Origin of the sequence: Arenibacter catalasegens (assembly GCF_002909235.1) — a bacterium.
Lineage (GTDB): Bacteria > Bacteroidota > Bacteroidia > Flavobacteriales > Flavobacteriaceae > Arenibacter > Arenibacter catalasegens.
Genome location: NZ_PHQQ01000003.1, coordinates 233,649 through 255,276, shown reverse-complemented (window position 1 = coordinate 255,276; position 21,628 = coordinate 233,649). Strand labels below are relative to the sequence as shown.

Below are 21,628 nucleotides of genomic sequence, written 5' to 3'. Positions count from 1 at the left end.
GATTTTGATGTTTCCTATTAAACGAGCTTTGTCCTTGTGTGAGTACATAATAAGTAAAAGTTAAACTAAAATTATTTTAAATTAATTGATATGAAAAAAGAAGTAAAAGTGAATAAAAGTATTATGGCAATAGCAATGGGTGTGGCCTTACTTTTAACTACTCTAATTGCCTGTAGTGCCGATAGTGCTGCTGATGAGGATACTGAAGAAACTGTTGTCACCGAACTGCATGCTGCTTTTGCAGCATTTAATTCAGATGCCACCACTATTTATTTGGATGGTGCCAATGTAGTTATAGAAACTACAGGTTTGCCCAATCATGAGTCGGTTTATTGGGGAGAAGGCAATTCCCTATATAAGGATGAACCAAATGTGGCAACAACACCAAGTATCATGTCCAGTAATAATAATGCCACCACAATTACAGTGGATGCAACTCCCAATTTAACAGGAAGTACGGTAGCTACACAGCTGAATACCATCGGGATTGCGGTAAGTGGAGCCTCTATATTTAATGATCAGGAGGGAAATGGGGCATTAAACGAAGCTGCTGCCAGTTTGGATTGGACTGGGGCTCATATTGGCCCTGGTGTTTATCATTACCATTTGGAGCCCAAGGCTTTTACAGATGATGATGAAAACCTAGTAGGGATCCTCTTGGATGGCGTATTTCTTTACGGAAGACAATGTAGTTCCACAGGAACATATCCTACAGATTTGGATTCTTCTGGGGGCCATACTACTGCAACACAATATACAGATGGTGTAGAGGAATATCACTATCATATAATTAATGAAGTATATTCTACTACAGGATCTTATTTAGCTTTTGCTGGTCCATATCAAGGATACTAAAAAAACGAACAATGCGACCATTACTCCTATTAATTGTTACGGCCTTATCCCTGATAAATTGCAAAGAAGCCACAGGTGTAAAAAGCGAGGTGGAGAAAGCTATTGTAATCTCCAATGTAGAGGTATCCAAAAAGGAACTGGTGCTTAACCAAATTGAAGGCAAGTGGTATTACAAAAACCAGCCTTACAATGGTTATTCGTTGAAATTTCACCCAAATGAAACCATGGCCGAAAGACTGGGCTTTCTCAATGGAAAAAGAGAGGGCGTGGCAAGAAGATGGTCCGAAAATGGGGTACTTAGGGTAGAGTCGACCTATCATCAAAATAAGTTGACGGGGATATATAAAAGTTGGTGGGAAAACGAGGTGTTGGCGGAAGAATCTCATTACGTTAATGGCCTAAAGCATGGGGAAGAAAAACAGTGGCATGCCACAGGGCAATTATCCAAAGTAAGGCAATTGGTGAAGGGTAATGAGGAAGGATTGCAAAAGGCCTGGTTGCCCAACGGGAAGTTATATGTTAATTATGAAGCCAAAAACGGACGTATTTTTGGAATGCTAAGAGCAAATTCATGTTATAAGTTAGAAAATGAGCTGGTTATTAGAGATTAGAAAAGTTAGGTTTGTTTTAATGTGTTTGTTTGCAATTCTTACGAGCTGCAAGGAAAAAGTTAAAAAGGAGAATATTATAGTGGAGGAAACAAGTAGGGTAGCATACCTGCCTTACTATAACGATGAATCCTTTACGCCACATTGGTTAACGCCCAATAGTGAAGAAGAGAAGAGTTTTCATAAAATCCCTGATTTTAATTTGGTAGATCAACTTGGGGATACTGTTTCCCAAAAGACTTTTGATGATAAGATATATGTAGCGGATTTCTTTTTTACCACATGTCCTGGTATATGTCTAAAAATGACGGGTAATATGGTTAAGGTGCAGGAAGCGTTTAAAGATGACCCCGAGGTACTATTGTTGTCACATTCGGTAACACCCTCTATGGATTCTGTTCCAGTGTTAAAAAACTATGCCGATAAAAATGGTGTTTTGGATAATAAATGGCATTTGGTTACAGGGAATAAAACTGAAATTTACAATCTGGGAAGAAATCAATATTTTGTAGAGAACGATTTAGGGGTTCCAAAGGATATAAACGATTTTTTGCATACCGAAAACTTCTTGCTTGTAGATAAAAATAAGCATATTCGAGGTATCTATAATGGGTTAAATAGGGCGTCTATTGCCCAACTCATTACAGATATCAAAGCATTGAAATTGGAATAATTAATATGCGCCTATTTGCTAAAATCCGACGTACCTTATTAATTTCAGGTAAACTTAAAAGTTATCTATTATATGCTTTTGGGGAGATATTACTGATTGTTATTGGTATCCTGATCGCATGGAAAATAAATGATCTAAATGAGATCAGGAAAAACCGGATAGTGGAGATGAAAATCTATCACAGCCTATATCAAGAATTGAACACAAATTTGAAAGTACTTAATGAGGGCATCGTTAAGTACTCTAACAATGTTAACAGATTGGAAGCTACCTTAAACTACGTTGGCCTAGCTTCCGAAAAAATTACACCAGGGGCCAAGGATACCATAGTGCATATTAATTATGCTCCAATGGTCTTGATGGACGGGGCCTTAAATTCTGTTATAAGTACCTCTAAATTTGAGATTATTGAAAGCGATTCACTAAAAACCCTTATCTCCAATTACCCCACTGAAATTGCAGAATTTAAGATTACAGACTCAAAGATCAATGATATAGTGATCAATCACTTACAGCCGGTATTGGAAAAGCATCTTGCCTTAGTGGATATACTTCCACAGGACAACCCTAAGTATAATAAAATCAGGGACTTTGGTAGAATATCCAATTATTACACCTTACTAAATGCCAAGGAATATCAGAACGCGTTGGTGGATAGATTGTTGCAAACTGAAAACCTTTTAACTAGAGCGAAAAAATTAAGGAATAGGACCCAAGTCATCGCCATTAAATTAAGACAGGAATTGGGGTATTCCCCAGAAAGCTGATAAAGGTGGTTTATTAATTTTTGAAAGGTAATCCCTTCGGATCCCTCTGCAAGCAGTCTTGTTTTTTTAGTTCTTGAAACCAGAAATCTCCATGACTATGAGAGGACAATTAAGAAATAGGGGATTTATTCCTCTTAGTTAGTTTAGTTAGATTGAAAAGGGAGGTAGTTACTCCCTTTTTTTAAATCGATTTTTTTGGGAATCACCAAACAATAGGATGGTGGAAAGGCAATACCTCACCTAGCGGACTCATTCCGATTACTTATCTAAAGAATTTAAAACTTCAAACATTTCGGAAAAATCTTTTAAGGAGAGGTTTGGAATGTACTACAGGACCAATGTAACAAATAATTATTGGAGGGTGAGGCAATAAAGTTTTCAATGGTATTGGTTATCCATTGGTTTTAAGGACGAATTTTCTTAATATTAGACCATAAAACCAAGACATGATGAAAATAGAATACTTTTTTGCGCTCATTATTTCAGCCTTAGTGTTAACACTTTCCAGTTGTAAGGATAAAACCGAAGTGAAAACCGCGGTCAATACCGAAAGACCAAATATTCTATTTATTATGTCAGATGACCATACTGCTCAGGCCTGGGGTATTTATGGCGGAATTTTAAAGGATTATGTGCACAACCCAAATATAAAACGGTTGGCCTCCGAGGGCTGTGTTTTGGAGAATTGTTTGGTTTCCAATTCAATTTGTACTCCTAGTAGAGCAACTATCCTTACAGGGCAGTACAGTCACATTAATGGGGTTACCACCTTGGGTGCAGGCTTATCCCCAAATCATAATAATATAGCAAAGGAGCTGCAAAAGGGCGGGTATGCTACCTCCATTATCGGGAAGTGGCATTTAAAGCAAGAGCCTGCAGGATTTGATTACTACGCCGTTCTTCCAGGGCAGGGGGATTACTGGAACCCTAGATTGAAAACCGCCGACAATTGGGAGGATTACTATGGAGGTGGTAAGGTGGTTGAAGGTTTCAGTACCGATATCATTGCCAATAGAACTATGGAGTGGATAGAAAATAGGGATAAATCCAAGCCTTTTATGGCCATGTGCCATTTTAAGGCTACACATGAACCTTATGATTACCCTGAGCGGTTTAGTCATTTATATCGCGATGAGGAAATTCCAGTTCCTGATTCATTTTATGATCATGGAGCGGAAACCACAGGAAGGGTTTTTAAGGGGCAATCCATAGACAACCTACAAAAACGATATTTAGATGCTACGGCCAACCCCGAATTGCGAAAAGATTATATGGCCTATCCGGAATTACCTTTTTCGGTAGATGGTTTGAATGCGGATGAGGCACGAATGGCAACTTATCAGAAATTTGTCAAGGATTTTATGCGATGCGGAGCAGCTGTTGACGATAATATAGGGAGATTGTTGGATTATTTGGAAGAGTCGGGTTTGGCAGAAAACACCATAGTTATATATACTGCCGACCAAGGGTATTTTTTAGGGGAACACGGTTGGTTCGACAAGCGTTTGATTTATGAAGAATCCATTCATATGCCCTTTGTTATTAGATACCCAAAAGAAATTCCTGCTGGCACCAGAAACGCGGATATTGTTGAAAATGCAGATTTCTCTGCCTTATTCGCCGATTATGCAGGCATTCAATATCCAGAAACTATGCAGGGTCATAGTTTTCGGGAGAACTTAAAAGGAAATACCCCTGCAGATTGGCGCAAGCATGGCTACTATAGGTATTGGGACCATAGCAAAGACCGCCCTGGCCATTTTGGAATTAGGGGAGAGCGCTATAAGCTTGCGTTTTATTATGGCAACGGACTCAAGGTAAATGGGTACACTAAAGAAGAGCAGCCGGATAAATATTGGGAGTTCTTTGATCTGGAACAGGATCCCAAAGAACTTCACAATGCTTATTACGACTCTGAATATCAGGATATTATTTCTGGGATGAAAGCCGAAATTCTTAAACAACGGGAAATGCTTGGTGATCTTGATGAAGGCAATGAGGAAATTCATCAAATCATTGCTGACCATTGGGAAAGTTAGGAAAACGAGCGCCTAACAATTAAGGATTAAATTATTTGAATATGATGAAGTATACAAGATTGTTATTGTTGTCCGGTTTTTTAGGTGCTGTTTTTATACTTAGTGCACAGAAGAAACAATCTGAGCCCAACGTCATTATTTTTTTTACGGATGATCAAGGATATCAAGATGTAGGTAGCTTTGGTTCGCCACTAATTAAAACGCCCAACTTGGACCAAATGGCGAATGATGGCATAAAATTCACTGATTTTTATTCGGCATCCCCTGTTTGTTCCCCTTCTCGTGCCGCCTTGCTGACAGGCTCTTACCCGCCTCGTGTTGGAGTACCGGTTGTTTTATGGCCGAAAAGTGATAGTGGATTGGCTACGGAAGAACTGACCATAGCTGATATGCTTAAAACCAAAGCTTATGCTACTGCCTGTATTGGGAAATGGCATTTAGGGGATAAGCCAGAATTTTTGCCTACATCTCAAGGATTTGACAGTTATTTTGGAATTCCCTACAGCAATGATATGTCTGTAAATCCTAATTTTAAAGTAGCCCAAGATGCCGTTTTTAGGGAAGGCATGACTCTGGATAGTCTTAGAAACGCCAAACCTAAAAAGTACTTTGTTCCCCTGCTTCACAATGATGAGGTCGTGGAATACCCAGTGGATCAAACTACCCTAACAAAGAGATACACCGAAGAGGCGGTAGATTTTATTAAAAAAAATAAGAACAATCCCTTTTTCCTGTATGTGGCCCAGACCATGCCCCATATTCCACTTTATGCCTCACCGGATTTTAAAGGGAAAAGTGCTAGAGGGCTATATGGCGATGTCATTGAAGAAATTGATTGGAGTATGGGAAGAATTCTTGAAACGCTAGAATCCTTAGGTATTGATGGGAATACCTTGGTTATCTTTACTTCGGACAATGGACCTTGGGACCTTAAGGACGGCCAAGGGGGAAGTGCGTTGCCGTTGCGAGGGTATAAATTTCAAACCTATGAAGGTGGCATGCGTGTGCCAATGATTGCACAATGGAAGGGAGTCATTCCCTCTGGAGTCGTTTGTTCCGAACTGGCTTCTACCATAGATATATTACCCACTATTGCTTATTTAACAGAAAGTGAAGTTTCGGAAAAACCCATGGATGGAAGGAATATTTGGCCTTTGCTTTCCGGGGATAAAAAGGCCAAATCTCCACATACAAAAGATGGATTTTATTATTACTCTGGAAACACGGCCGAGGCGGTGCGAAGCGGGGCTTGGAAATTAAGGGTAGTTAAGGGCGAAATAGAATTGTACAACCTAGAAAAGGATATTTCCGAAACTGAAAATGTGGCTCTTAAAAATCCAAAAATTGTAAAAAAGTTACAGAAGATGTTATCGGGCTACGATGCCGATTTGAAGTCAAACTTACATTAAGAAATAACTGAAAGCGAAGTGGTGACTTCGTCTAATATTAATCCTTTACTTATAAATACTAGGGACAAAAGCCTTTATAAACTTGTCGTACAAAATTCAATAAACGGTAATTGTTTTTAGTAACGGGAAGTAGCCAATAAACTTATTGCCTAAACCTTGAAATATGCCTTTGCCGATTGGAACCAATTGATAAAAAGGTTTTAGTGGCCATTAACTCTAAGTTGGTTTTTTAAATGATACTCGTATAATGCCGATGATAAGGCTTCATCACAAGCCCAGAAATGAAAAGAACTGAGTCTTATGACTTTCTCCTATTGGGATTCGGGTATCATTGATCACAATTCGATTCCTTTGAATGGTCTTAATGACATTTACGTTGACTACAAAAGATTTATGAACCCGTATAAATTGGTTTTGGGGCAATTTGTCCAAAAGGTCCTTGAAGCTTAGAAGGGTCAAGATTGTCTTATTGGTGCCTATAATATGGATTTTCAGGTAATCTTTAAGACCCTGAATGTATTCAATTTGATCAAGATCTATCTTAATATTTTCATGTTCGGATTTCACAAAAATAAATTTTTGGGTATCCTTGTGCCCTCCATTGGAAGGAAAAATATTGGCTGTTGAAGGTTTTTCCTTTTGTGTCAAAATCTCCTTGGTTCTTGAAACGGCCTTTATAAATCTATGGTAAGGGATAGGCTTAACCAGATAATCAACTGCGTTCAGCTCAAATCCCTCAACTGCATAATGCGCATAGGCTGTTGTAAAAATAAACAGGGGCCTGTTATCTAGGGCGCTTATAAATTCCAAACCACTAATTTGGGGCATTTCTATGTCGCAAAAAATTAAATCGACCTTTTTTTCCTTAATAACTGTTATGGCATCCAAAGGATTGGTAAAAGTACCTACTACCTCCGTAAAGTCTATTTTCTTGCAATAGTCTGCCAATACATCTATAGCCAAAGGCTCATCATCAATGATTATGCAATTCATAGTTTTTTAAATTTAGGGTTAAATTTACCTCATAGGTCTTTCCGTCATCCTGTATAAGCAAATCATGTGAATGGGGATACAAATAGTTCAACCTATTCTTGACGTTCTCCAGACCCACTCCGCTACTATCTGATTTTGCTTTAAAAGTTCCTATAATGTTGGTTACCTGTAGATGTATGGACTCATTATCTATGGAAAGGTTTATTTTAACAATGGTTTTGCCGTTATAATCGGTACCGTATTTGAATGCATTTTCAATAAAGGAAATAAATAGGAGGGGAGGGACAAATTTTCCCTTCTCTTCTCCCGATATTTTTAGCGTCACATTCTCACTATTGGCGAGTCGAAGCCGTTGCAATGCTACGTAACTTTGTATGTATTCCAGTTCCTTGTGTAGGGGTACTAATTTTTTGTCTGCCTCGTAGAGCATATACCGCATAAGTTCAGATAAATTGATGACCGCTTCGGAGGTATCCGGAGATTGTTTTACCGAAAGCGAATAAATAGTATTCAAGGAGTTAAAAAGAAAATGCGGGTTTAGCTGGGACTTTAAAAATTGAAGTTCTGACTGTATTTTTTCTTTTTCTACCAATTTACGAAGGTCTTCGTTTTTCTGCCATTCCGTATAGACCTTTAACATGGTACTGAAAATATAGGGAACGGCGAATATAACTGTCGTCATTAAAACAAAACGAAATGCTCCAGGACCATTACCTCCAGGAGGTCGCATGCGAACTGCTCGTCGTGGAAGGTCGTCGGGGGGCGATGGAGGGAACGCTATATTAGCAAAAAATCCGACTGCCAAAAGTAGTAGGACAGACAGCGCAATATAGTTCCACATGCGGTTTTTCAGCAAAAATTTCGGTACCAGATAATAATAATTAAGATAGAAAATTGCCATGGCCAAGAGTACTTTTGCCAAAAGGTTATAGGGAAGAGATCCGGACCCAGTCAAAACAGGGTAAGACAGCAAGCCGCAAAGCGTGCACCATAAAAGGACGTGAACTAGCCATTGCGGAATATTTTTCTTATCAAGTACCATGCACTTCTTTAGTCTAAGGTAAATTTCATAATCTGTAATTCCTCTAGTTCGGAAATTGTCAAAATAGGACTCTCCTTATTTTGTAATTTATTAATAACCTTATCGGCTGTACGTTTGGCATCCTGGGTGCTTACGAATGGTTTTTTTCCGGGGAGAACGGGAATGTACTCCTGGCGGATAAGTACCTTGTTACCTAATGCTATTTGATATCCATATCCGTTTTCCAAATTCAATATTTCGGTACGGAGCTGCAATTTACTTTCTTTTGAGCCAACACTGTAATTTGAAAAGCCCAATAACAGAAATCCAGATACAACCGCTATTAAAACATATGCTATTAAAATTTTTTTCATTTTTTTTTCATTTTAAAAGCGCCATACCACGAGGCATGGCGCTTTTGCTGACTTTAACACTACAAAATCAAAATTACTAGTCTTCGTCGTCGTATTCGTCATAAGGTAAAAATTCCTCCAAATCATCCAAATACAGACTTCCTGTTCGGCCCAAGCCAATAAAAGTCCTTACATTATTTGAGAATACCACCGCGTCCTGTCTCGATGTTCGTTCAAAACCTGTTTTGGATTCCCAAGAATCTGTACTTGGGTCATATTCCCAAATAGATTGTAAGGTGCCACCATAGGTTCCAGTGGCTATATATCCATAGTCATTTAGGGTGAAACCTACCGCATTGCTACGCACAATGGTATAATCATCATCTTCATCCAAATCCAGTTTTTGCGTCCAACTTTCTGTGGTGGAGTCAAAAGCCCAAAAATCCTGCAAATAGACACCGTTGGAAACTCCTGTTCCCATATACACTTTATCCCCTATGGTAAAGGTTGTTGCCGCCCTTCTTTTATCTCCACCAAAGCCGACCAACTCTGACCAGCTATCGCTGTTGGGATCGTATTTCCAAAAGTCCTTGCGATCGTTGTCACCGTCAAAGCCTGTGCCGAAATAGCCTAAGCTGTTTATTCCGAATGCCACCGCACTTCGCCTTGGGGTAGATGGGAATGTTGCAATTTCCGTCCATGTGTTGCTGGCTGGGTCGTAAGAATAAAAATCTGACAGTTCGTCCAAGCCATCATATCCAGAGCCGATATATCCCTTATCATTGACTGCAAAACCTACGGCTGCATTCCTTGCAGTTCCGGGGAAATCTGCTTTTTGAGACCAATAATCGCCATCCATATTATAGGACCAAAAGGAGGTTAGGTAATCATCTCCGTCAAAACCTACACCACTATATCCGATGTTTCCAATAGTAAAGTAGGAGCTGCCACTGCGTGGACTGCCGTCAAACACAGATTTGTCCGTCCAGTTACCCAAGTCGTCATCATCGTCATCGTCATTGGAACAACTTGCCATTAAGCAAAGTGTTGCGCTGACCATCGTTAACATTTTAATGTGGTTTACCCTTCCCTTCATGTTATAAATGTATTTCATTAGTTATTTTTTTTTCAAAACTAGATGGCTAACGTGGTGTTTGAAACTTAAATAGATAAAGTCACCTATTTAACATATAAAAGAGGATATTTTATCTACGAATGGTAGACGGCATTTAATAGCTAAAATTTGCCCTTTGGTCTTATAAGTTAGTGGGTTGGTCTATTGGGGTTTCCGAGCTAGGGAAACGCTTTTACTTTTGGCTTTAAATAATAAAAGAATGAGACAACTCCTTGCACTTATTGCCTTGCTGATAATTATGGATTCATGCAGCACAGATGCTATTAATGATTCTGAATTTGTGGCTGGTGGGACATTTACAGACAGTAATATTCGGGTGGTGCAAATAGATACCATGAATGTGGAGACATACACCATGAAGTTTGACAGTATTGTAACTTCACAGGCCTCCCGTATGCTTATCGGTAAATATATAGACCCGGTATTTGGGGCCGTGAAAAGTTCGAGTTTTGCGGAATTGTTGCCCAATAGCTATTATATCGATTCCGACGCGGAATATGATAGTATCGCCTTCTTCCTGAAGTACGACAATTACTATTATAATGACACCCTTAAAAATAACACCATCCATATTAAAGAGCTCAGTGAACTTTTAAAGCCAGCGGATGGGAGTGAATTCTATAATACCAGCAAGGTGGGGTTCTTTGAGGAAGATTTAGGGTCTGTAACCTATACACCAAGACCTTTGGGAACGGATTCGTTATATATTAAATTAAGTGACTCCTTAGGGTTAGATCTTTTTGAGCAGTTGCAACAAAAGAATATTACAAACACCGAGGAATTTAAGGACTACTTTCATGGGATTACCTTTCAGCCAGGCGACGACGACGACGGTTCCATAGTTGGTTTTTCATTTGCTACCAGCGTAATGAGGATGTATTACACCATTTCCCAAGAGGAAAGTCGCACGCAGTATACTACAGATTTTGCAATAAACACCACCAGTAGTCCTATTCCATTTTTTAACCAGATGTCCGTGGTGGAAACCAATGAGTACCTAAAGACACTCACAGATAAAGAAGTTGCTCTCAACAGTTCCGAATCGGATAACCAAAGTTTTATTCAATCCGGTATTGGATACACGACGAAGATAGAATTTACAAATTTAAAAACCTTGTTCGATATTCCAGGACGGGGAACCTTACTGAATGCCGTTCTTAAAATTAAACCAGCTTTGGCTTCTTATAATGATGAACTGGCTCTAAGGGACAACCTATCGCTTTTTATCGTAGACCAAAACAATGATTTAACAGATCAATTGGTAGGAATGGATAATACGGGAGTACAGGCCACTTTGAACCGTGACGGGGAGGAATTCAATGACATATATTATGAAATACCACTTACCAGCTATATAGAAGGATTATTGTTGGCAGAACGGGAAACCAATGATGCAATTATTCTTTTGCCCGAGAATTACAATAGCACTGTAGATCGATTTGTTTTAATCGGAAATGACGGCACTAACCAAGGTATCCAATTGGAACTTACCTACGCAATATATGATGAAGATGAATAAATTACCCTTATCTACCCTATTTATAACTTTCTTAACTGCAATTCCTGTTTTGGCTCAATCCGAAGGCCTAACAAGTTCGCCTTATTCACTATACGGTCTAGGTGCAATAAATCAGACGAGTATTGGGAGAACCAATGGGATGGGTTATTCTGGATTAGCAATGAAATCGGACACAGAAATAAACAATTTAAATCCGGCCAATTTTGCCTTGACACCTCAAAACTCTTTCTTTTACGATATTGGGATAAGGGGGAAGTATAACAATTATAGTAATAGGATAAACGACGAATCAAAAGCCACTGTCAACTTTTCCAATTTGGCTCTTGCCTTCCGAATAGCGGACAGACTTGGAGCAGGTATAGCATTGGTTCCATATACCGATGTGGGATATACCTTGGTAGGAGTAAAAACAAATATAGAGGGGACTGAGGAAACTTTTGAAAGTAATGTTAGTGGTCTTGGAGGATTGAGCGACTTAAAGATCAACCTGGGATATGGTATTACTGATAAATTAAGATTTGGGGCCAGTTTTTCCGTACTATTTGGCAAGATTGAGGAGGAAGAATCCTTCCAAATCTATAATAGTGCTTTTGTTTCCACTGAAGATACCAATTATAGTGGCGCTCGTTTTGGGCTAGGTATGCAATACGACCTTACAAAGAATATTACACTTGGGAGTACAGTCCAATTCCCTACCAGTCTAAAGGGTAGTGTAAGGCGTTCAGTGATTAAAAGCCTGGACGCAGTGGAAATAACGGTAGAGGAGGATGAGAGTAATACTGTTGCCGATTTTAAAATGCCAATGGAACTAGGGGTTGGGTTAAGTACAAAATTTTTAAAATCCTTTACGCTAAACGCCGATTATAAAAAGAATTATTGGAGTGATACCGGGCAGTCCGAAAATATTGGGGAATATGCTGATCAGGATATCTATGCCCTTGGTTTGGAATTTGTAAGAAATTCTTCCAGTTATAAGTACAACCAGCGTATTCGTTATAGAACTGGTTTTAATTACGACACCGGGTATCTGTCCATTAACGATGCTAAAATAGATGGTTATAATTTTACGGCAGGGGTAGGTTTGCCCATTGGCCGTGGTAATAATTCCATGCTTAATTTGTCCTATTCCTACGGGTCCACTGGTCTAATAGAAAATATACTTATCAAGGAGAATTATCATGTGCTAACAGTTAATTTTAGCTTGGAGGACCTATGGTTTAAAAAACGAAAAACCGACTAATGCCAGTTCTTAATGAAGTTTAAAAATAAGGAGAGTTTAATTTTATATTAAACATCTATAAATTTAATAATGCTAATCTAATAACGCAATCGAGAGGTTTTAGCTAATTAGGACTTTAAAATCAGGGGTCTAGATCTCCACGGGTGTTTAGTGCTATTTATTTGGAAGTCCGATTACAGCCCTACAGATTTCGAAGCAAAAAAGTAAATTAGTCCAAACTATTTTTGGAAATATAGTTTAAAAATGCTGGCTTATAATTTTCCGAAACTGTAATGCGTTGATTTCCAATTATGATCTGACTGCGCTCTATAACATCAATATTATTTAGGGACACAATAAACGAACGATGCACACGCATAAATTGAGTTTCGGGCAATTCTTCCTCTAAAGATTTTAAACTCATCAAAGTTAATATAGGTTTGGGATTATCTTTTAACCATATTTTAATATAGTCTTTTAAGCCTTCAAAATAGAGTACGTCTGCCAATTTAATTCGCAGTTGTTTGTATTCAGATTTTACAAAAAGGAATTCTTTTTCATCGGAAAGTACGGTTTGTTGTTTGCCTTTTACTAAAGAAAACCAAGTACTTGCTTTGTTGGCTGCTGCCAGAAACTCTGCATAGTCAAAAGGTTTTAATAAATAATCTAATGCCTCTACTTTAAAACCTTCTAATGCATATTGGTCAAAGGCAGTGGTGAAAATAACTCGGGTTTCCTTTGGAAGCATTTTAGACAATTGAATCCCTGTCAAATCAGGCATTTGGATATCTAAAAACAATAAATCAACAGGATTCGTTTTTAAAAATTCCATCGCTTCAATGGCACTACTGCATTTTTGTTTAAGCTCCAAAAACGGTGTTTTTTCGACATAACTTTCTACCAAATTCAACGCCATCGGTTCATCATCTACAATAACACATGTGATTTTTAAGTTGCTCATAATTTAAGCTGTTTCTATTTTTAAATGTACTAAAAACCGATTGTCATTTACAGTTGTATTAAAACTGTGTTTATTTGGGTATAGTAATTCTAAGCGCTTCACTACATTTTGCAGTCCAATTCCAGAACCACTTTTGTCGTCTGTTTTTTTAGGAAAATTTTCGTTTTCAATGGTGAATAGAACTGTTCTTTCTTCTGAAGTCATAGCAATGTTTATATGACTTTCTTTACTTGCTGAAACCCCGTGCTTAAAAGCATTTTCTATTAATGAAATAAATAATAAAGGTGCTATTTGAATGCCATTTTCTTCTGTTGGGAAACTATAACTGACTTTTGTTTTATCCGATACCCTTAATTTCATTAAATCGATATATTTTTTCATAAAATCGATTTCTTTTGAAAGTGGCACCAAATCCATATTGGTTTCGTACAACATATAACGCATTAATTTACTTAAACTATGAATGGATTTTTTTGCCTGCTCTGGCGAAATATCAACCATGGCATAAATGTTATTTAAGGAGTTAAAAAAGAAATGCGGTTGCAATTGGTAATGCAAATGTTGTAATTCTGATTTCAACTTTATGTTCGCTGCTTCTTTGCGTTCGGCTTCCGTTTGTACCCAGCGTTGGGTTGTTTTAATGGCTATTGAAAAAAGCAAAGGCGCCATGTACGATAGCATTTGTATATAAATAATTAATTTGACTGGTGGCCTTCCTCCTCCATCGGCATTACTTGGACGTCTTTTAATTAGGTCTTGAAAAAAGGCTTCTTCAATTTGATCTTTTAATACTAAAAACAAGGCAATCATTCCAAGATTGATAGCAATAAATAGCATTAATTTCTTACTAAATAGAAACCTGTCAATAAGCACAAAATAATTGACATAAAAAACAACCGCATAAAACAGTAATGGAATCCAATAATGTGCAAACACCCGATTTAGATCTTGCTCTTGTCCGTAAGACAACACATATGGCATACTGAAGAGCACCAACCATACGAGAAGATGAGAAAATACTGTTATGGTTTTATTTTTATACATAATTTATTATTCATATCGCAATGCTGTAATCGGGTCTAAAGCCGATGCTTTTCTTGCAGGATACCACCCAAAGAAGATTCCTGTAATTGCACAAACCGCAAAGGAAATAACAATAGAATACATTGCCACACTTGTAGGCCAATTTAAGAATTTTTCAATGAATACCGTAGAACCAAGTCCTAAAAGCACGCCTAATGCACCACCTGTTATACTTATTAAAATGGCTTCTATTAAAAATTGCATCAAAATATCTGATTCTTTGCCACCTACAGCCATTCGTAGACCAATTTCTTTAGTACGTTCTTTTACCGAAACATACATAATATTCATAATTCCAATGCCACCTATTAATAATGATATACTTGCAACAGCCACTAAAAGGATGGTTAACATTTCACTTGTAGAACTAAAGGTAGAAATGAGTTCTTCCATAGAGCGTACATTGAAATCATCGTCTTCACCATCAGCTAATTTGTGCTGTTCGCGTAAAATATTAGAGATTTCTAAAACGGCGTTTGGTGCTTCTTCTTCACTTACGGCGGATGTTATAATCTGATTTAAATGATCGATAGCCAAAATACGTTTTTGCACTGTTGTATAAGGCGCTATGATCACGTCGTCTTGATCTTGACCAAAAGTATTCTCCCCTTTTTCTTCTAAAACACCAATTACTTTAAAAGGTATATTATTGAAACGAATCATTTGCCCAACAGGTTCTTGACCATCTGGAAATACATTATCAACAACCGTTTGACCAATCAACGCCACTTTAGAGGCTGATTTTACCTCAGCATCAGTAAACATACTACCACTTTGCAAATCGACCACTTTAATCTTTAAATATTCAGAATTGACACCATAGATAGATGATGGCCAGTTATTAGAACCGTTTATAACCTGACCTCTACCATCTACTAATGGTGAACTATAACTCAAGAGCGTAGTCTTTTCTCTAATAGCCTCAAAATCGTTTAAGGTAAGAGATTCCATTACACTTGCCTCTTGTCTAACACCACCGCGCGTATCTGACCCTGCTTTTACGGTAATAATATTCGATCCCATACTTGAAATGTTAGCGCGAATACTTTCTTTTGAACCTTCTCCAATGGCGAGCATCGCAATTACAGATGCTACACCTATAATGATGCCTAACATTGTAAGTAATGTTCTCATTTTATTAAGAACAATGGCTTTAAAAGCGATTTTAAATAAATTTAATAGTCTCATAATTAATGGTCTTCTTTAGGTAATTTTGCTAACTGTTCTTCTGCCGATTGTACTTTATGGTTTTTATAATCTTGAATTATATTTCCATCTTTTAATACAATGGTTCTATTGCTAAATGTTGCAATATCCTGTTCGTGTGTTACAAAAGTGATGGTAATGCCTTGTTTGTTTAAGTCTTGAAACAAAGACATAATTTCGTAAGACGTTCGTGTATCCAAGTTTCCAGTGGCTTCATCGGCTAGAATCATAACCGGATTATTAACCAACGACCGTGCAATAGCAACACGTTGTTGTTGCCCACCTGAAAGTTGTGATGGTGTATGATCTAATCTGTCGCCCAACCCGACTTTTTGCAAGGCTTCTATAGCACGTTTTCTGCGTTCTTCTGTAGAAACTTTACTGTTATATAAAAGCGGTAATTCTACATTTTCGATAGCAGATGTTCTTGCTAATAAATTATAGGATTGAAAAATAAATCCGATTTTTTCATTGCGTATCGTTGCTAACTGATTCTTAGTAAGATCTTTTACCCTAACGCCATCAATTTCATAAATTCCCGATGTAGGTTGATCTAAACAGCCTAAAATATTCAACATCGTACTTTTTCCAGAACCAGAAGACCCCATAATGGTTACAAACTCACCTTCTTTTATATCAAACGAAATACCTCTTAAAGCGTGAACCGTTTCATTGCCCATGATAAACTCACGTTTTAAGTCTTCTATTTTTATGATTTCTTTGCTCATGATTCTTTATTTTTTCTTACCTCCTGGACGTTGTGGCATAAATGGACTTTCGCTTTTTGCTGCTGTTTTTGCTTCTGTTTTACTAACGCCTTCTAAACTGTAGACTAATTTGTCTCCTTCAGAAAGTCCGTCTAAGATTTGTACGTTGACGCCATCGCTTGCTCCTAAAGTGACTTTATTAGCTTTAATTTCACCATTACTACCGTAAACCCAAACAACGTTTCCATTAACTTCATCTGCTGATCTTTCTGTTGGTCTTTCACTTGTTTGCTGTACCGTAATATTTTGTTGTTCATTATAAGCTGTTAACTCTGGTCGAGTTGGTTTAAAATTAATGGCTTTGGCTTCGGTAGTTAACACATCTTTTAATTCCAAGGTGTAAATTGAAATGGTTGCTGTTAAGCCTGGTTTTAATTTTAAATCTGGATTATCTGCTTTAATCACTACTGTGTAAGTAACCACATTTGAAGTTACCGTCGGGTTCAATCGAACTTGTGTAACAACTCCGTCAAATTCTTCCCCTAAATAAGCATCAACTGTAAAACTAACTCGTTGTCCTTCTTTTACCTGCCCTATATCTGCTTCATCAACATCAGCTTCTACTTGCATTTCTTTTAAATCTTTTGCAATGGTAAACAGTGTTGGTGTGCTAAAACTTGCCGCAACCGTTTGTCCTTCGTCAATGGCTCTCGACAATACCACACCATCAATTGGCGAATAAATATCGGCATAACTTAAATTGGTTTTCGCCTTTTGTAAATCCGACAAACGCTGGGTTACAGTTCCTTTTGCAGTTTCGTAATTGTAGTTTGCGTCATCAAAATCAGACTTGCTAATCACTTGACTGTCATACAAGATTTTTTGACGGTCGTAAATGGTTTTTGTGTAATTTCTTTGATTTACGGCATTGTCATAAGTAGATTGCGTCTGCGTTAAAGTGGCCAGTAGATTGGTTTTATCCAATTCGGCAAGCAATTGCCCTTCTTTTACTTCGCTGTTGTAGTCTACAAATATTTTTTCGACCACACCGGAAACTTGCGTACCAACCTCTACTTGGGTAATAGGCTCTATGGTTCCTGTAGCCGTAACCATTGTGGTTACATTCGCTTTTTTGGCGATAACTGTTTTGGCTTCTATTGTAACAGCATTGTCATTTTTAGCAAAGCTGTAAACTATGATAGCGAGTATGACTACTACAATGCTACCTATTATTAATTTCTTGTTTTTCATTTTGTTATAGATTAAAGTTTAATGTCGTTTCCTTGATAAAATTGTAATAGTTGATGGTATAAAATATTTAAGTATTTGGCTTGTAAATAATTTTGTTGTGCGTTGGTAAATGTGTTTTGACTAATCACGAGATCCGTAGTGCTTAAAGCGCCTAATTCATATCGCTTTTGTGCGAGTTTAAACGATTGTTCTGCTGCTACTTTTGAGGCTTCAGCCGCAATCACTTGTTCTTGTGTTGAAAGTGCATTTTGGTAAGCAGTTTCAATTTTTCTATAGACTTCTTTTTCAGAATTTTGCTTCTGTATTTCAGCTTTTTCAATATTAATAGTCGCAGTGTTTACAGCCGCTTTGGTCTGATTTCTATTAAAGATTGGAATGTTTAATGAAAGGCCTATTCTTTGGTTGAAATTAACATTAAACTGATCTGAAAAATTATTGTCGTTAATACTGGTATACCCAGTACCCATACTGCCTATTAAAGATAATGTAGGTAGATAACCCCCTTTAGCGATGTCCAACTCTTTTTCGTTGACGGCGATATTTAATGTACTTGCCTTTATTTCTGGCAGATAACCTAAGGCATTATTATAAATCATCATTTTGTCATTTTCAAAGTTGATTAAATCCATATTTTTATCAATGGTTTCAACCTCCATCTCTTGTGTTGGTGGCAATTCTAGCAATTGCTTTAAAGCAATGATGTTTTGTTGGTAATTGTTTTTTGCAGCGATTACATTGTATTTATTGGTAGCCGCTTGACTTTGTGCTTCTGAGTAATCATTTAGAGCAATTTCTCCGGCATCTAAACGTGCTTTGGCTCGTAACACTTCTTTCTCTGAAGCCACCAAATTGTTTTCGGCTATGCTAATACTTTCTTTACTGTATAAACTTTGCAAATAGGTTTCTAAAATGCTGACAACAATGTTGTTTTTGGCTATTTCTTCAATAAATGAACTCTGTTCTAAAAGTAATTCACGTTGTTTTATATCATTATTAATTTGATTGCCTTGAAATAAGGTCATCGAACTATTTATGCCCATATTGGTGCTATAGATTTGGTCTGAAACAAAATCACTTGTAATTGGGTCAATGGAATTTCCGTTAGAAAAATTTTGAGAAGCACTACCAAATAAGTTAGGTAGCCTGGAAGATTTTGCTTTATCATAATTTACTTCTGCAATATTGGTATTTAATAAAGCATCCTTAATAGTTATGTTGTTTTCTATGGCGTAGGCAATACATTCTTCTAATGACCATACTTTTGGTGTTGAAGTATTAGAAGCTTCTTGTGCATATGAAAATTGCACAATTAGAAAGCTCGCTATGATGAGATATAATTTCATTTTTGTGGTGTTTTAAATTAACACTACAAATGTGAAACTAAATGCTACCCTAATAAAGTGTAATAGACGTTTGGGGCAATTGTATATACAGAAAGTCTTTTTTTATCGACGGGATTTTTTGGCTTTTCTTGGGGATAAAAAGTAGGGCACCATCATGCTATTTAAGATTTTTATATCTCAATGTATCCAAAAAAGAATGCATAAAATAACCGATTACAAGAATGTAATCGGTTATTATAAAAGAATCTAAAATTTAGTATTGTAGTGTTTAATCTTTCACTCTTACTTTTTATCATTTAAATCAAACCAAAAATCTATAGTTGCTTCCTGTACCAATTCCCTTGCTTGAGTCGATCCTCCTCTGTTTCCAGCACCTCCACGGCCACCTCCACCGCCTCTAGCACGTTCACCTTGACCACCGCCTTGTCTACCACTCCTGCCCATATTGGCTTGTTGCTTGTTTTCCTTTTGTTCTTGCTTGGTAGAAACAACTCCAATAGATAATTTTGAGAGATCATCATTTTCCTTTACAATCTTTGAAGCAGGAATCTTTAAATGGAATTCTAAAATTGGACCCGCTTCCGTACTTTCTTCATAACTATAATTCATTTCAATTCCCAAACTATTTAAATCCAAATTAAAATCTTGAGATGAATCGTAACTTGTATAATTTGCCGTTTTTGGAAGGTTTTCTAGCATTTTATTGATATCCGGACCATTTTGCTCGCCATTTCCGCTACGATCACCTCTTTCAGGCCTAGTACCTTTTTCTGGACGCTCTGTTTTTAAAGGGTATTGTATGCTTACATTTTTCTTTTTCTTCCCTTTTACATCAAAATATATTGTATACCCACGGTGAAGCATAACTTGCATGGTCTCTTTGAACTCTGCATGTAGTGTTACATACAAATCTTTACCATCAAAATTTGCTTTGTATTCAATATTATCTTCACTCCCCATAAACGTAGATTCATCCTGGGCAATAATAACACTACAAATTAAGAAATGTAGGATCGCTAATTTTATTTTCATAGTTATTGTTTTATTTCAGTCTCGTTAATTTTTGTTTTTCTTAGTCCTAATTATTTTAGTTCACTACAAAACTTCTTTAACCATAAAACCTACCTCCATATTTTGGGAATTCACAGTAACATCGCCTTGAGGAAAAGAAAACTGACACTGAAAAAATCTGGAAGGATGAGCTATAATTTTAACTTTTAAATGAATTGATGTAACACTACAAAAGTGAAATTTTATTACATTTTACGATCAACCGATAGACGTTTGGGGTAATTGTCTAGACAGAAAGTCTTTTTTTATCGATGAAATGTTTTCACAAAAAGGAGCACTATAAGAATTTGTGAAATTTCAGGGCAAATTCAGTTGCTGGATTATCAGTAAATGGACTTCTTAGAGGCATTTTACAGCATTAAATGAATTATAATTATCTTGTTTCTGTGATTTTTGTTTTCTAATTTCCCCAAAACATATTTGCAGGTCGGCTCCCGTATGGAAGTTTTTTTTGATTATGCATATGTTTTTTGATTTTGCTTTAGGAAAATTGGAGTGGCTGTAGATTTATCCGGTAGAAGGGAGTCCTAACTCCATATGATTTAAAGATTATGAGAAAAGAAATAAACACCTATTCGAAAATTTCCCCCAATGCCGATATAAAAATTCAGCCATTCGATATTAATAAACGCTATACCAAACCACACCGTCATAATAAGTACTTGGAATTAGTTTATTTCACGAAAGGATCCGGGTTTCATGTTATGGACGAAAAGGAATATACCATAGAACCACCGGTGGTCTTTATTATTAAAAACGATGTGGTACATCATTGGCAAATAGACACCGTGCCCCAAGGTTATGTGTTTATTGTAAAAGAGGATTTTTTGCACAATACTTTGGACAAGCATATAAATAGTCAATTACACCAACTAAGAAATCATCAGATTATTAAAACGGAGTTGGATTCCAGTATAGAGGGTTTATTTGAAATTGCTTGTCAGGAAATTAAACTCAATAATCAAGTTAAGGATGTAGTAATTGAAGGTGTGGTGAAGGCCTTGTTGTCTAAAATATTGGGTTATGCCACTATTGTCGATAATCACATATTAAAAGATATGCTGGTGCAATTTAACGAGCTACTGGAAAGTCAACCTAAAAACGATGTGGCCTATTATGCCCAGTTACTGAATACCACTGCTCAAAACCTAAATACTCAGTGCAGAAGGGAATACAACAAGACGGCATCGGAGGTAATCGCAGGTCAAATTGTTAAAGAGGCACAGCGATTATTGCGGTATACGGAGCTGACGGTTACTGAAATTGCCTTTAAATTTGATTTTAAGGATGTTTCCCATTTTGTGAAGTATTTTAAACGCCATCATGGTGTGACCCCAAAGCAATTTAAAACTGGAATAATACCTTAAAAATTTCAAATATACCATGATACGGTAATAAGTAAACGTAGATTTGAC

20 protein-coding genes are annotated in these 21,628 nt (G+C 37.1%); 9 read left to right on the top strand and 11 right to left on the bottom strand.

Annotation, left to right across the window (positions count from 1 at the left end):
• The first annotated feature begins 90 nt into the window (after window positions 1-90).
• The 6 genes from CWD90_RS04730 (at window position 91) to CWD90_RS04705 (ending at window position 6,351) form a co-directional block, all read left to right on the top strand.
• Entirely contained in the window at window positions 91-855 is a 765-nt protein-coding gene (locus tag CWD90_RS04730; protein ID WP_103474768.1) for a YHYH protein, read from the top strand.
• An 11-nt stretch (window positions 856-866) separates the two neighbouring features.
• Window positions 867-1,466: a toxin-antitoxin system YwqK family antitoxin gene (locus CWD90_RS04725; RefSeq protein WP_103474767.1), complete on the top strand. Its 600-nt coding sequence runs from the start codon at window positions 867-869 to the stop codon at window positions 1,464-1,466.
• A complete protein-coding gene (locus tag CWD90_RS04720) occupies window positions 1,444-2,136 on the top strand; it encodes an SCO family protein (protein ID WP_103474766.1) in 693 nt (230 codons plus the stop codon). The genes CWD90_RS04725 and CWD90_RS04720 overlap by 23 nt, the downstream gene beginning before the upstream one ends.
• Window positions 2,137-2,141: 5 nt before the next feature.
• On the top strand, window positions 2,142-2,903 hold the full coding sequence (locus tag CWD90_RS04715; protein WP_103474765.1) for a hypothetical protein: 762 nt from the start codon (window positions 2,142-2,144) through the stop codon (window positions 2,901-2,903).
• Window positions 2,904-3,349: 446 nt separating this feature from the next.
• Complete coding sequence (locus tag CWD90_RS04710) at window positions 3,350-4,942, top strand: sulfatase family protein (protein ID WP_239986461.1); 1,593 nt, start codon at window positions 3,350-3,352, stop codon at window positions 4,940-4,942.
• A gap of 41 nt (window positions 4,943-4,983) precedes the next feature.
• Window positions 4,984-6,351, top strand: coding sequence for a sulfatase family protein (locus CWD90_RS04705; protein ID WP_103474763.1), 1,368 nt, complete (start codon window positions 4,984-4,986; stop codon window positions 6,349-6,351).
• 267 nt (window positions 6,352-6,618) lie between these two features.
• Here CWD90_RS04705 and CWD90_RS04700 read toward each other — a convergent pair whose 3' ends face one another.
• The 4 genes from CWD90_RS04700 to CWD90_RS04685 all read right to left on the bottom strand — a co-directional run bounded on the left by CWD90_RS04700 (window position 6,619) and on the right by CWD90_RS04685 (window position 9,832).
• Entirely contained in the window at window positions 6,619-7,344 is a 726-nt protein-coding gene (locus CWD90_RS04700) for a LytR/AlgR family response regulator transcription factor (protein WP_103474762.1), read from the bottom strand.
• Window positions 7,325-8,185, bottom strand: a complete 861-nt coding sequence (locus CWD90_RS04695; RefSeq protein ID WP_239986460.1) for a sensor histidine kinase — start codon at window positions 8,183-8,185, stop codon at window positions 7,325-7,327. The genes CWD90_RS04700 and CWD90_RS04695 overlap by 20 nt, the downstream gene beginning before the upstream one ends.
• 209 nt (window positions 8,186-8,394) lie before the next feature.
• The gene (locus tag CWD90_RS04690; RefSeq protein WP_103474760.1) at window positions 8,395-8,739 is read right to left on the bottom strand and encodes a DUF4907 domain-containing protein; all 345 of its coding nucleotides are present in this window, start codon (window positions 8,737-8,739) and stop codon (window positions 8,395-8,397) included.
• A 76-nt stretch (window positions 8,740-8,815) separates the two neighbouring features.
• On the bottom strand, window positions 8,816-9,832 hold the full coding sequence (locus CWD90_RS04685) for a Kelch repeat-containing protein (RefSeq protein WP_239986459.1): 1,017 nt from the start codon (window positions 9,830-9,832) through the stop codon (window positions 8,816-8,818).
• Between the two features lie 220 nt (window positions 9,833-10,052).
• On the opposite strand from CWD90_RS04685, the gene CWD90_RS04680 reads away from it, so the two are divergent.
• Both CWD90_RS04680 and CWD90_RS04675 read left to right on the top strand, forming a co-directional pair.
• Window positions 10,053-11,372, top strand: coding sequence for a DUF4270 family protein (locus CWD90_RS04680; RefSeq protein WP_103474758.1), 1,320 nt, complete (start codon window positions 10,053-10,055; stop codon window positions 11,370-11,372).
• The gene (locus tag CWD90_RS04675) at window positions 11,365-12,612 is read left to right on the top strand and encodes an OmpP1/FadL family transporter (protein WP_103474757.1); all 1,248 of its coding nucleotides are present in this window, start codon (window positions 11,365-11,367) and stop codon (window positions 12,610-12,612) included. The genes CWD90_RS04680 and CWD90_RS04675 overlap by 8 nt, the downstream gene beginning before the upstream one ends.
• Window positions 12,613-12,820: 208 nt before the next feature.
• Here the strand turns inward: CWD90_RS04675 and CWD90_RS04670 are convergent, their stop codons facing one another.
• The 7 genes from CWD90_RS04670 to CWD90_RS04640 all read right to left on the bottom strand — a co-directional run bounded on the left by CWD90_RS04670 (window position 12,821) and on the right by CWD90_RS04640 (window position 20,174).
• The gene (locus CWD90_RS04670) at window positions 12,821-13,552 is read right to left on the bottom strand and encodes a LytR/AlgR family response regulator transcription factor (protein ID WP_103474756.1); all 732 of its coding nucleotides are present in this window, start codon (window positions 13,550-13,552) and stop codon (window positions 12,821-12,823) included.
• A 3-nt stretch (window positions 13,553-13,555) separates the two neighbouring features.
• The gene (locus tag CWD90_RS04665; RefSeq protein WP_103474755.1) at window positions 13,556-14,596 is read right to left on the bottom strand and encodes a sensor histidine kinase; all 1,041 of its coding nucleotides are present in this window, start codon (window positions 14,594-14,596) and stop codon (window positions 13,556-13,558) included.
• Between the two features lie 6 nt (window positions 14,597-14,602).
• Window positions 14,603-15,823: an ABC transporter permease gene (locus CWD90_RS04660; RefSeq protein WP_103474754.1), complete on the bottom strand. Its 1,221-nt coding sequence runs from the start codon at window positions 15,821-15,823 to the stop codon at window positions 14,603-14,605.
• 2 nt (window positions 15,824-15,825) lie between these two features.
• A complete protein-coding gene (locus CWD90_RS04655) occupies window positions 15,826-16,569 on the bottom strand; it encodes an ABC transporter ATP-binding protein (protein ID WP_103474753.1) in 744 nt (247 codons plus the stop codon).
• 6 nt (window positions 16,570-16,575) lie between these two features.
• Window positions 16,576-17,799, bottom strand: a complete 1,224-nt coding sequence (locus tag CWD90_RS04650; protein WP_103474752.1) for an efflux RND transporter periplasmic adaptor subunit — start codon at window positions 17,797-17,799, stop codon at window positions 16,576-16,578.
• Between the two features lie 11 nt (window positions 17,800-17,810).
• Window positions 17,811-19,142 (bottom strand): TolC family protein, encoded by a 1,332-nt coding sequence (locus CWD90_RS04645; protein WP_103474751.1) that lies wholly within the window; start codon window positions 19,140-19,142, stop codon window positions 17,811-17,813.
• 282 nt (window positions 19,143-19,424) lie between these two features.
• Entirely contained in the window at window positions 19,425-20,174 is a 750-nt protein-coding gene (locus tag CWD90_RS04640) for a hypothetical protein (protein ID WP_103474750.1), read from the bottom strand.
• A 590-nt stretch (window positions 20,175-20,764) separates the two neighbouring features.
• Here CWD90_RS04640 and CWD90_RS04635 point away from each other — a divergent pair.
• A complete protein-coding gene (locus CWD90_RS04635) occupies window positions 20,765-21,580 on the top strand; it encodes an AraC family transcriptional regulator (protein WP_103474749.1) in 816 nt (271 codons plus the stop codon).
• Window positions 21,581-21,628 lie beyond the last annotated feature (48 nt).